Genomic DNA, 13,100 nt, shown 5'->3' on the forward strand with positions numbered 1-13,100 from the left:
TTTGAAAATGTTGTAAGACATAGTTTAAGGTAGGCTTTAACCTACCTTAAATATATTATAACCTATTACAATTATTTTACTAATGCAACAGTATCTCTTGCTATCATTAACTCTTCGTTAGTTGGTATTAATAATATCTTAACTCTAGAGTCTTCTGTAGATATTACTCTTTCTTTTCCTCTAACTTTGTTAGCTTCTTTATCTAAGTTCATTCCTAAGAATTCCATGTTAGAAGCTATTGATTCTCTTATTTCTATACCATTTTCACCAACACCAGCAGTAAATACAACAGCGTCAACTCCGTTCATTTCTGCAGCATAAGCTCCTATGTATTTTTGAACTCTTTGAACGTATGCATCTAAAGCAACTTGAGCTTTTTCATCACCGTTTGAAGCAGCTCCTTCTATATCTCTAAAGTCACTAGATATACCAGTCATTCCGTATACACCTGACTTTTTGTTCATTAAATCAGATAATCCTTTAGCATCTAATCCTTCTTTTTCCATTAAGAATGGTAATATAGCAGCATCTATATCTCCACATCTAGTTCCCATTATTAATCCTTCAAGTGGAGTGAATCCCATAGATGTATCAACACACTTACCACCATCAACAGCAGCTATAGAAGCTCCATTTCCTAAGTGACAAGTTATTATCTTAACGTCTTCTATGTTCTTTCCAAGCATTGCAGCAGCTCTTTGAGATACATACTTGTGAGAAGTTCCGTGGAATCCGTATCTTCTTACACCGTACTTAGTGTATAATTCATGAGGTAATCCGTATAAGTAAGATTTTTTAGGCATAGTTTGGTGGAAAGCAGTATCAAATACTCCTACCATTGGTACACCTGGAAGTATTTCTTCACAAGCTTTTATACCCATTATGTTAGCTGGGTTGTGAAGTGGTGCTAATTCTACACACTCTTCTAATGCAACCATAACTTCGTCAGTTATCTTAACTGAACCAGCGAACTTTTCTCCACCGTGAACTACTCTGTGTCCTACAGCTTCAACTTCGCTTATTTCTTTAACTCCACCGAATTTAGCATCAACAACACCGTCTAATACTAACTTTATAGCATCTTGATGGTTTTTCATTGGTTGTTCTATTATTAATTTACCTTCAACACCATCTTTTTCTTGCTTAAGTATAGAACCTTCTATACCTATTCTTTCAACTAATCCTATACATAAAACTTCTTCATTTGACATATCTATTAATTGATATTTTAATGAAGAACTACCACAGTTTAATACTAATACTTTCATTAGTATACCTCCTTAAAATTTTATGAATAATATGTAAAAAGCCTTTTAGGCTAACATTTACAATTTACTTTTTGTATACAGTAAACATTCTTTAACACTAATTAATATATCACTTTTTATTATAAAAGTACAGTACATTATCTATTTATTTGAAAATTTATTAAATTTGGTTCATAAATTAAAAGCATAAGTTTTATTATATATAAATAGTATATTGACTTTATTTAATATATTTTATATTTATATATTTACTTCATTTTAATATTTTTACTTAACATAGATTATTTTTCTCTATTTGTTATAATATTATAATATATTATTTAAATTATTTTTTACAATATAGTTAGATTTCTACATATATTGTAATTACTCTATTATAATATTAACACAAGGAGAATCATTATGAATATACTTGGAGTAATAGTTGAGTACAATCCATTTCACAATGGACATTTACACCATTTAAATAAATCTAGACAGCTAACAAAAGCTACTCACACAGTCGCTATTATGAGCGGAAATTTTTTACAAAGAGGTGAACCAGCCTTATTTGATAAATATACTAGAGCTTCTATCGCAGTTGAAAATGGTGTAGATTTAGTTCTTGAACTTCCTACTTTATATGCTTGTCAGTCTGCTGAAATATTTGCCCACGGTGCAATAACAACTTTAAATTCATTAAATTGTATAGATTCAATTTGTTTTGGTAGCGAAGAAGGAAGTATTGATGTTTTGTATACTATAGCTAAAATACTAGTTGATGAGCCAAATGAATTTAAAGTAAATCTAAAAAAATACTTAGATGAAGGTATGCTTTATCCTAGTGCACGTAGCATGTCTTTATTTGACTATATATCTAAACATAATTTGATAGATATATCAAAAGATAAACTTTTAAATGTATTAAATTCCTCTAATAACATTTTAGGTCTAGAATACATAAAATGTCTACTAAAATTAAATAGTAATATAAAACCTTTTACGATTTCTAGAGTACAAGCTTCATACAACTCTGAAAATATAACTAGTAGTATTTGTTCTGCTACTGCCATAAGAAAATCTTTAAAAGATTACAATGATTTATCACTTATAAGTAATGTAGTTCCTAGCCAAACTTATAATATACTTAATGAAAAAATTAATAATAATTTTTTACCTATGTTTGATGAAGCTTACTTTGATATTATAAAATCTATTGTAGCTAGAGATATTAGTATATTAGATAAATATTTTGAAGTTAACGAAGGAATAGAAAATAAAATATACCAAAATATATTTAGGTCTAATTCTCTTGATGAACTTCACTTATCTATAAAAAGCAAAAGATATACATTAACTAAAATAAAAAGAACTCTTAATAATATACTACTTGGAATAACTAAAGAAGATATAAGTTACGTTAAAGATATAAATGCCGTTCCTTATATAAGAGTTCTAGCTTTTAACGATAGAGGTCGGGAAATATTAAAAGCTATTAAGAAAACTTCTGAAGTAAATATAGTAAATAAATTATCTAAAGCGTCATTTTCTATGAATGATAAATTATTTAAGACTTTGCTTGATTATGATATAAGATCGAGTAACATATATAATTTAATTTACTATAAAAACAATCCTGATTTATTAAAGGGTCCTATGGATTATTATATATCTCCTATTTACATTAAAAATAATAAAAATTAAAATCTATTTACAAATAAAAAAGCACAGTTTATTCTGCGCTTTTTTATTTAGTTTAAATTAGTATATTTTACTTGGATTTAATATATTTTTATGATCAAAAGCAGTTTTTATACTTTTTATAAGATCCATATAAGACTCACTTTGAGATTCATGTAAATATTCTTTTTTAGCATAGCCTATTCCATGTTCTCCTGAGACTTGCCCTCTAAGTTCTCTTGATTTTTCATACATACAATCAAAGCTTTCTTTTAATTTTAACTTCCAAGTTTCATCATCCATACCATCTCTTAATGTATAAACATGAAGATTACCGTCTCCTGCATGCCCAAAACTCTTTATTCTTACATTTAATTCTTTTTGTAAATCATGAGTATATCTTATAAAATCAGCAACTTTATCTCTAGGTACTACAACATCACATTCGTCCATTTCTGTTGTAGATGCTTTTATAGCTTCTAAAAATGCTCCTCTTGCTGACCATATAGATTCATTTCTTTCCTGTGTATCAGATATAAATACATCATATGCCCCATTTTTTAAGCATAAGTGGGCAACTTTTTCATATTCTTTTTCTATATCTTCTTTACTATTTCCATCAAATTTTAATAGTAGATACGCATCTGAAGTATTATCAGGGAAAGACTTTCCTAAAAATTCTTCTGCTGCAAGTATTACATCTCTTTCCATAAATTCTATCGCTGTTGGTATTGACTTTGATTTTATTATTTTAGGTACAGTTTCTATTGCTGTTGGTAAATCCTTAAAAGGAATTAATAAACTTATATCTTTTTTAGGAAGAGGTAAAAGTTTAAGTATTGCCTTTGTTACTATTCCTAATGTACCTTCTGAACCTACAATCAAATCTTTTATACTATATCCAGAACTATTTTTTACTACTTTTCCTCCTATATTAACAATATCACCATTAGGAAGTACAACTTCAAGTCCTCTTACATAGTCTCTTGTAACTCCATATTTAACAGCTCTCATTCCCCCTGCATTAGTGTTTATATTTCCACCTATTGTGGCACTTTTTTCACCTGGATCTGGCGGATAAAATAAATCTCTTTCTTGAACATATTGTCCTATAGTCATCAAAAGCACTCCTGGCTCTACTGTTAATGTTAAATTTTCTTCATCTAATTCTAATATTTTATTCATTTTGCTTAAATTAATCATTATACCACCATGAATTGCTACAGAAGCACCAACAAGCCCTGTTCCTTGTCCTCTTGGTGTTACAGGTATATTATTTTTATAGGCATATTTCATTATTTTAGATACTTGTTCTGTATTATATACATTAACAAGTACTTCTGGATATTTTTCCACTCCTCCTAATTCATCATGTGAAAAATCTTCACTTATATCTTCGCCTGCAAAGACTTCTTCTTCTCCACAAATATCTATTAAAAATCTAATATCATCATTATCTATTTTTTTATACATAGCTATTCCCCCTATTCTTCTACGGATAATGCCACTTCTAATTGCTTTTGTTCTATTTTTTCTATTAATTTAGGAACAATCTCATATATATCACCTACTAATGCTAAATGAGCAACATCAAATATCGGTGCTTTTTCATCTTTATTTATTGCTACTATGTAATCAGAACCTTGCATACCTGCTACAAACTGAACAGCCCCAGATACCCCACACGTAATTATAAGTTTAGGTTTTACAGTTCTTCCACTAAGACCTATTTGTCTTCTTGGGTCTATCCATCCAGCTTCTATTAATGGTCTTGTTCCTGCAACTTGTGCTCCTAGTCTATCTGCTAATTTATATATCATATCCATATCATCTTGCTTTTTAATAGCCCTACTTGCAACTACTATAACTTCTGCTTCTTCAAGACCTACCTCTTTCGTTTTAGGTTTACTATCTAATACATTTATATTTGATACTAATTTTTCCTTACTAATACTACATAATGTTATCTTTCCATTTGGACTTTCAACTTCTTCTGGTTCTGAGAATATTTTATATCTTACTGTAGCAAACTGTGGTCTATTATTTGGAGTATGAATATGAGCCATTATATTTCCTCCAAATGCTGGTCTTATTTGATCTAAATCTGTATTTTCTTGAATATCAAGTATTGTACAATCTGCCGTAAGCCCTGTTTTAAATCTAGCCGCAAGTCTTGGTGCTAAAGATCTTCCAAGTGTAGTTCCCCCTACTAACATTATCGTAGGTTTTATATTATTTATAAAATCTTCAACTGCTCTAGAGTATGGCTCTATTCTAAAATGTTCAAATTCTGGATTATCATAAACAAATACTTCATCTACTCCATAAGATATTAATTTATCACATTTATCTTTTATATCTTTACCTACAAATACACAATATACTGGATGATTTACTTTCTTAGCCATTTCACGAGCCTTACCTATAAGTTCATAAGTTACAGGATGTATATCTCCTTCATGGTGGTCTACATATACAGCTATTCCTTTCCATTCATCCTTGTTTATCTCTTTTTTTAGATTTTCTACAAATTCAAAAGCTCCTTTTGGTCCCTTTTTAACACAAATCTTACACATTTTACAAGCTGAATTTATTTCTATTTTTTGGTCAATTAATTCTATGGCATTAAATGGACACAATTTTAAAACTTCATCTATATTATCTATTTTCTCTTGATTTATTACTACTTTAGCCATATAAATCCCCCCTTATATTAACTTTAACTCCTTAAGTTTATTTGCTAACTTTTCACTTATTTCTTCACTACTTCCTCTTAAAACTTCTTTTTCATTATTAGAAGTTGGAGGGAATATTCTTAATACTTGGGTTGGCGAACCATTAAGTCCATAATTGTTTTCATCTTGATCTTCAAAGTCACTTAAACTATACATAGGTATTTCTCTATTTTTAGTATCTAGCTTTAATTTAAAAGAAGGTAATCTCGGTTCATATATGCCCTTTTCAACAGTTATTAAACATGGATAATTTATTTCACATTCTTCTAATGTATTTGGCATATCACACTCAACTACTATACTTTTATCTTTAATTTCTATTATTTTAGTTACATTTGTAATATGTGGTATATTTAAAAATTCAGCTATTTCTGGTCCAACTTGAGCTGTATCTCCATCAGTAGTTTGCTTTCCACATATTATTAAATCTGGATTTCCTACTTTTTTTATACCTTGAGATAGTGTATAAGAAGTTGCAAGTACATCAGCACCTGCGAATTTTCTATCACTAAGTATAGCTCCCTCATCTACTCCCATCATAAAACTTTCTTCTACAATTTGTTTTGCTTGTGGTGGTCCCATTGTCAATACTTTTAAAGTCGCACCTTTTTTTTCTTTTATTTTAAGTGCTGTCTCTAATGCGTATAAATCATATGGATTCATTTTAGAATCTACACCATCTCTTTTAAGCACACCTGTTTTTTCATCTACTTCAACTTCAGAAGTTCCTGGAACTTGCTTAATACATGTTAAAATTTCCATACTTTATCCCCCTTAACTATTTAACTATTACAGATACTCCATCAGGAATAACTACAACCTTTGAATCCCTTCCCTTTATATGAAATGCCATATTTAAAGCATCTTCAAAGTTTGATGCATGCTTCATATGCATATTCTCTATCATATCTTTATCACACTTATCTGTAACCATTATTACAGTGTAATTTTCAAGTATTCTAGCTAATATTTGAAACTCCCATTGGTCAGGTACAGTATCTCCCCTACTTACCTTTCTTACTTTTTCTAAAACTTCTTTTGGTGATTTAGCATTTGCTATATTATCGTAAAAAGATTGACCTCCATGACCATCATTGCAGGCAGATATCATAATTATTACTCCACCTTCATTGCAAGTAGCTTCTGCTGCAGTCATTCCTTTTACAGACTGATATATATTTTGATCAAGAGGATACCCTCCATTAGTACTAACAACTATATCAGCTTTATGAGATTTAACTTTAGATAACTCTGTTACAAATTCACATCCTTTTTTATGTGCTTTTTCTACATCTCCAGCAAAAGATGCTATAACTTTTTTATCTTGGTCTATTACAACATTTAGTATAAAAGCGAGATTTGATACTTTAGCTGCATATACCATATCCTCGTGAATAGGATTATTTTGTAGTGTTCCAGTTCTGGCATTTTCACTATCTATAAAGTCACTACAGTGGTTATACATTATAGTTTTTGCTGATGCTATACCTGGTAATATACTTTTTCTACCTCCAGAAAAACCTGCAAAAAAATGAGGTTCTATAAAACCTTCTGCTATTAATAAATCTGCTTCTTTAACTAGTTTATTTAGATATAAATCTCCACCAGATGGCAATACTCCCATTTTTTCCATTTGAGAATCATCTGTTGATATATGCATTATTATTTCTTCATTTTCTACTATTTCCTCACCCATTTTATAAATCAATTCTTCTTTTGTACTTTCTCTGTGAAACCCTGTAGCAATTAATATTTTTATACTTGCATCTTTATTTACTTTTCTTATTCTTTTTAAGATTATTGTCATGGTAATTTTGCTTGGTACAGGTCTTGTGTGATCACTAGTTATTATGACGATACTTTTTTTATCTTTTGCTAATTCTTCTAATTTCTTAGAGCCTATTGGATTGTCTAATGAATTTTCTACTATTTCTTCTTGAGTTCTATTGACTTTATATGTATGTGCTTTAGATTGAAGTGTCATTAAGAAATTTTCATCTGGAATATTTAAAATCATTCCCTCTTTAGAATATGGAACTTTTAAAGTAGGCATATTTTCCCCCTTATATTTTTATATCTGTATATAACTTCCAAAATAAACTAATACTCCTAATATTACTACATATCCTAAACAAAATTTAAGAGTTGAGTTTAAAATTTTACCTTCTTTTCCTATTAACCCAGTAGCAGATGTTGCTATAGCTATACTTTGAGGTGATATCATTTTTCCTGCTGTTGCCCCTGCAGTATTTGCTGCTGCTATCCAATATGGGTCTATGCCTAGAGATGTAGCTGATTGAGATTGTAAACCTCCAAACAATATATTTGCTGATGTGTCACTACCTGTTACAAATGTACCTATTGAGCCTAAAAGTGGTGATATTACAGGATAAAATGATCCAGTTATTGCGCTTAGTCCAAAAGATATTGATGCTGTCATTGTGCTGTAAGACATAAGTTTTGATATAGCAACTATAGATGTTATAGTTATAAAAGATTTAGATAATTGTTTTACAGTTCTTATAAATACATTTATCATAGTAGATACTTTTACTCTTTGTATTAATCCACCTATAAATGTAGCAACTATTATTACAATACCTGGTGTATTTATCCATATGAATTCAGTTGTTGCGGCTCCTTCTCCTGTGTATATTTTAAATTGACTTGCAAATCTAGCTAAAAATTCATTTATAGATGTGAACAATGGACTTGCTGCTAAAATTAAAACACATAGTAATATGTATGGAAGCCAAGCTAATATACCCTCTTTTGTACTTACACTGACTTTTAATGCTACACTTCCTTTTATTCTATTTTCTTCTTCTGACATATCTTTTCTTTTATTCATTGCTTTTGCCATAAGAATTGTAATTAGCATACTACATAAACTTCCTATAAGAGCAGGTAATTCAGCTCCTAGATACTTTGCTACAAATATTTGAGGTAATGCAAATGCTACCCCTGATGCTAAAGTTATTAAAAATACTCCTTTTAATGCTTTAAGGCTTTTCTTTGTTAAAATTACTAATACAAAAGGTATTACTATTATGAATGGTGCTAATTGAATTGCTGTTAAATAACTTAATCTCATTACGTCTAGTCCCGTCACTGATGCTAATGTACTTACAGGTATGCCTATTGCTCCAAAAGCTGTTGGTACTGTATTAGCTATAAGACATATTATAGCTGCAAATATGGGATTAAATCCTAAAGATGCTAATATACTTGCTGGTATTGCAACTGCTGTGCCGTATCCTGCAACAGCTTCTAAAAAACCTCCAAATCCCCAAGCTAGTATAAGCACTTGTATTCTGTCATCTGTTGTAATACTAGATAACATTTTTTTCATAGTATCCATAGTTTTAGTTTCAACTGCTAAATTATAAGTAAATAGCGCTGCAACTATAACTAAAAGAATTGGCCATAATGCAACTAATACTCCTTCTATAGATGCCGTAATAGCATCTACAAATGGCATTTTCCAAAATACCATAGCTATAATAAATGTTAATATAACTGTTGCAAAGCAGGTTTTATGTGCTGGTAGTTTCATTATCCCTAAGGATACAATTAACCATATTATCGGTATTATAGCTATTAAAAATAATACATACTCGTTCATCAAGTACCTCCTATATATTTTATTTTATGTCGGTAACTTGAATGATGGTCAGTGGTATTACCACTTATATTTTATATAATATAAGAGATATTTATAAACCGCAATAATTGATTGAAAATTAACAATTTTCAACCAATAGTTTTTATATAGCTTTCTCTTATATTTTCCATATGTCTTTTCATCTCTTCATAAGCTAATATCGGATCATTTTTGCTTATTCCTTCATATATCCTTCTATGATTTTCAAATAATAGTTCTTCATCTCTATAATTTTCTATAATTTTTTCTCTTGCATCTTCTATAAACCTTTCAAATAGTTTAGATGATGTTATAAATACACTTTCTATAAGATAATTTTTACTTATAGATGCTATTTTATTGTGAAATCTTTGATCAAGTTGGATTATTTTCTTACTATTGTATTTTTTCATACTATTTTCTTTTCCCATTGCACCTATTATAGTTTTTAATTCTTTACAGTCTTCTTTTGTTGCTTTTATTGCTGCTATTTTTACGGTTTGTAATTCTAATACTTCTCTTAGTTCCAATACATTTTGCCATGTACCTTCATTTAATTTAAATACCATAGATAGAGGTTCTATTAGTGACTTTTCTATATTAGTACATATAAAGTTTCCATCGCCTTGTTTGCTTTCAACCACCCCCATAGTCTCTAATACCCTTATTGCTTCCCTAATAGATGTTCTACTTACACTCATCTGCTCTGATAATTCTCTTTCCGATGGGAGCTTATCTCCTTTTTTTAATTCCCCATTTAAGATTTTATCTTGTATTTGTTCTATTACAAGTTCATAAACTTTCTTATTTGAAATATTAACAAACATGATATCCCCCTTAAATTTATATTATTTATATATTTTTTCTCATATATATCTTCTTCCTTAAATATACTTGTCTTATACTATATATTTTATTAGGTGATGCTTATGAAGAAAAGAAAAATTATATGTTTTTTTGTTCCTATATGTATCGTTTTATTAATTATACTTGGAATAATTATTTTTCCTAATGATTCCTTAGAGGCTGCTAAGGAAGGCATAGAAATTTGGACCACAATACTAATACCTTCTTTACTTCCATTTATTATAGGTGCAAACTTGATTGTTGATTTAAAAATCGTTGATATAATTGGGTTTATAATTAACCCTTTTACTAAGTTTATCTTTAATGTTTCTGGGAAAAGTGCCTTAGTCTTTCTTATATCAACAGTTTCTGGCTATCCTGTAGGTGCAAAACTTGCCTCAGAACTTAGGCTTAATTCTCAAATTTCTAAGGATGAAGGGCAAAGGCTAATTTCTTTTTGCTCTACATCTGGGCCACTATTTATAATAGGTGCTGTAGCAACTGGTATGTTTAAACATCCCAATCTTGGTTATTTAATGATTATTTGCCATTACTTAGGGTCTATATCTATAGGATTGTTTTTTAGAGGTTACGGTAAAGATATTATTTCTAGTTCATCTATATCCCTAAAAGCTAATATTAAAAATACAATAAATACTCGTTTCTCTAATGGTCAAGGCTTTTTTGTTCTATTTGGAAATGCTGTAAATAGTGGTGTTAATACATTACTTATGATTGGCGGTTTTGTAATAGTATTTTCAGTGATTTTTAAGGTACTTACATTATTTAAAATAGTTGATGTCATTGCTTTTATCTTATATATTCCTCTATCTCTTTTAGGATTTACAAAAGAACTTTGTTACGGTCTTATAAGTGGCTTATTTGAAATAACTATAGGTTGTAATAAAATATCATCTGTATCTAATGTTTCAGAGGCTTTAAAAGCCTCTCTAGCTAGTTTCTTAATAGGGTTTAGTGGTATTTCTATACTTGCCCAATGTTGTACCTTTATATCAAAAACAGATATTAGCGTACCTATATACATATTAAGTAAATTTTTTCATGGGATTATATCAGGGATTCTTACATTTTTACTATATCCTTTAATAGAATCAATTTCACTTGTTTCCAATTTCTCTAACACTTATAATTATATCTACCATGGTGGTGTATCTAATTTTTATTTGTCTAATTACAATACAGTACTTTTAGTAATATTTATAGTTTATATTTTAAATCTTCTTTCAAGGCTAGAAAAGATCGCTATAAAAAAAGAAAGCTAACACTTTCTTTTTTTATAGCCTTTATATTATTGTTCTGGATTTAACTCTAATCTATCTCTTGATATTTCTTCTAGTAAATCCTTTATATTATGTTCTAAACTTAAAAGTACATTATCAGCATACTCTATAGATCCAAGTCTTATTTCACCTGCTATTCTTTCTGCTCTTGCTATCATTTCTTTAGCTTGTAATTCTGCTTTTTGAATAGGTTCACTTGATTCTAAGTAAGCATTTAAAATTTCATCAGAATTTTTCTTTAACTCTTCTACTTTTTCATTGTACTCATCTTGTATTCTTTGTGCTTCCTTTTTAGCTTGTTCCACTAATTCTTGTGCTTCTATTTTTGCATCATTTATTATTTTGTGTCTTTCTTTATTAATCCATGTTGCTTGCTTTACTTCTTCTGGAACTAATGATTTTATTTCACCTATAACACCTAATACTTCATTTTTATCTATACCAGACTTTTGAGAAAAAGGTATTGAAGATGCATTATTTATCATACTTTCTAATTCATCTAACAATTCAATTATTTCTAAATCTACATACATAGTTACTTCCCCCTATTAGTTTTTCTTTTAAGTTCTTCTAATACAACTTCTGGAACTAAGTTTTTTATATCTGCATCAAAGTTTAATACTTCCTTTATTAACGAGGAACTTATAAATGAATACTTTGGATTAGTTGCTAATATTACAGTTTCAATATTAGGATTTAATTCTTTATTCATGTGAGCCATTTGCAGTTCATACTCAACATCAGTACCATTTCTAATTCCTCTTACTAAAGTATCTATACCATGTTCTTCACAATAATTTACTAAAAGTCCATTAAAACTTACTATTTTTATATTATCAAGATGATTAGTACATTTTTCTATAAGTTCTACTCTTTCTTCAAAAGTGAACATTCCCTTTTTATTAGGATTATGAAGCACCCCTATTTGCAACTCATCAAATATTTTAGAAGCTCTACATATTATATCTAAGTGTCCATTAGTTATTGGATCAAAGCTTCCTGCAAATATAGCTTTTCTTATTTTTTTATTCATCTTTTTGCTTAGCCCTCCATTTTAACATTGATATTAGGATTTTATATATTCTATTTTAACTTATAAAATGTTAAAGTTGTATTCCCATACTTTTTGTCTCTACTTTTTTCTAAACTGCCTATTTCTTCTGGGAATTTATCTTTAGTATCATGTTCGACTACAATTATACCATCTTCTTTAAGTATATTTGCATTGTCTATTTTTTCAAGAGCATCAATAAACATGTCTTTATAATATGGAGGATCCATAAATATAACATCAAATTTATTATTTTTTATTTTAAGCTTACTTATAGCATCTTTGAAATCTAAGTTTAAGACTTCACTTTCATTTTCAAATCTAGCTTTCTTTATATTGGATTTTACCAAAGCTATACTCTCTCTACTTACATCCACAAAGGTACATTTTGAAGCACCTCTAGATAAACACTCTATTCCTAAAGAACCAGTTCCAGCAAATAAGTCTAATATGTTACTTTCCATCATATATGGATTTATCATATTAAATAATGATTCTTTAACTCTATCTGTTGTTGGTCTTACATCTTCATTTTTAGGAGTATTTAACTTTAATCCTCTTACTTTTCCTGATATTACTCTCAACGTACCTTCACCT

General features: G+C 29.1%; 12 protein-coding genes. 2 read left to right on the plus strand and 10 right to left on the minus strand.

Annotation, left to right across the window (positions count from 1 at the left end; translation table 11 throughout):
* Nucleotides 1-71: 71 nt before the first annotated feature.
* On the minus strand, nt 72-1,268 hold the full coding sequence (locus I2H23_RS06795; protein WP_092924400.1) for an acetate/propionate family kinase: 1,197 nt from the start codon (nt 1,266-1,268) through the stop codon (nt 72-74).
* Nucleotides 1,269-1,670: 402 nt separating this feature from the next.
* On the opposite strand from I2H23_RS06795, the gene I2H23_RS06800 reads away from it, so the two are divergent.
* The gene (locus tag I2H23_RS06800) at nt 1,671-2,951 is read left to right on the plus strand and encodes a nucleotidyltransferase (RefSeq protein WP_092924398.1); all 1,281 of its coding nucleotides are present in this window, start codon (nt 1,671-1,673) and stop codon (nt 2,949-2,951) included.
* A 57-nt stretch (nt 2,952-3,008) separates the two neighbouring features.
* Here the strand turns inward: I2H23_RS06800 and I2H23_RS06805 are convergent, their stop codons facing one another.
* The 6 genes from I2H23_RS06805 to I2H23_RS06830 form a co-directional block, all read right to left on the minus strand.
* A complete protein-coding gene (locus I2H23_RS06805) occupies nt 3,009-4,400 on the minus strand; it encodes an FAD-binding oxidoreductase (RefSeq protein ID WP_092924396.1) in 1,392 nt (463 codons plus the stop codon).
* 11 nt (nt 4,401-4,411) lie between these two features.
* Nucleotides 4,412-5,623, minus strand: a complete 1,212-nt coding sequence (locus I2H23_RS06810) for an electron transfer flavoprotein subunit alpha/FixB family protein (protein ID WP_166505860.1) — start codon at nt 5,621-5,623, stop codon at nt 4,412-4,414.
* A gap of 12 nt (nt 5,624-5,635) precedes the next feature.
* The gene (locus I2H23_RS06815; protein ID WP_092924391.1) at nt 5,636-6,424 is read right to left on the minus strand and encodes an electron transfer flavoprotein subunit beta/FixA family protein; all 789 of its coding nucleotides are present in this window, start codon (nt 6,422-6,424) and stop codon (nt 5,636-5,638) included.
* 16 nt (nt 6,425-6,440) lie between these two features.
* On the minus strand, nt 6,441-7,715 hold the full coding sequence (gene larA / locus I2H23_RS06820) for a nickel-dependent lactate racemase (protein WP_166505861.1): 1,275 nt from the start codon (nt 7,713-7,715) through the stop codon (nt 6,441-6,443).
* 18 nt (nt 7,716-7,733) lie between these two features.
* Complete coding sequence (locus I2H23_RS06825; protein ID WP_092924388.1) at nt 7,734-9,287, minus strand: L-lactate permease; 1,554 nt, start codon at nt 9,285-9,287, stop codon at nt 7,734-7,736.
* Nucleotides 9,288-9,415: 128 nt separating this feature from the next.
* Nucleotides 9,416-10,132 (minus strand): FadR/GntR family transcriptional regulator, encoded by a 717-nt coding sequence (locus tag I2H23_RS06830; RefSeq protein WP_195581359.1) that lies wholly within the window; start codon nt 10,130-10,132, stop codon nt 9,416-9,418.
* A 102-nt stretch (nt 10,133-10,234) separates the two neighbouring features.
* On the opposite strand from I2H23_RS06830, the gene I2H23_RS06835 reads away from it, so the two are divergent.
* The gene (locus I2H23_RS06835; protein ID WP_166505863.1) at nt 10,235-11,434 is read left to right on the plus strand and encodes a sporulation integral membrane protein YlbJ; all 1,200 of its coding nucleotides are present in this window, start codon (nt 10,235-10,237) and stop codon (nt 11,432-11,434) included.
* Nucleotides 11,435-11,460: 26 nt separating this feature from the next.
* Here the strand turns inward: I2H23_RS06835 and I2H23_RS06840 are convergent, their stop codons facing one another.
* The 3 genes from I2H23_RS06840 to rsmD are packed head-to-tail and all read right to left on the minus strand — an operon-like array spanning nt 11,461 to nt 13,087.
* Nucleotides 11,461-11,985, minus strand: a complete 525-nt coding sequence (locus I2H23_RS06840) for a hypothetical protein (RefSeq protein WP_092924379.1) — start codon at nt 11,983-11,985, stop codon at nt 11,461-11,463.
* A gap of 2 nt (nt 11,986-11,987) precedes the next feature.
* Nucleotides 11,988-12,485: a pantetheine-phosphate adenylyltransferase gene (gene coaD, locus I2H23_RS06845; RefSeq protein WP_166505864.1), complete on the minus strand. Its 498-nt coding sequence runs from the start codon at nt 12,483-12,485 to the stop codon at nt 11,988-11,990.
* A gap of 50 nt (nt 12,486-12,535) precedes the next feature.
* Nucleotides 12,536-13,087 (minus strand): 16S rRNA (guanine(966)-N(2))-methyltransferase RsmD, encoded by a 552-nt coding sequence (gene rsmD / locus I2H23_RS06850; protein WP_092924373.1) that lies wholly within the window; start codon nt 13,085-13,087, stop codon nt 12,536-12,538.
* Nucleotides 13,088-13,100: the final 13 nt, after the last annotated feature.

Source organism: Romboutsia sp. BSD2780061687b_171204_C1, assembly GCF_015560225.1.
Classification (GTDB): Bacteria; Bacillota; Clostridia; order Peptostreptococcales; family Peptostreptococcaceae; genus Romboutsia_C; species Romboutsia_C hominis.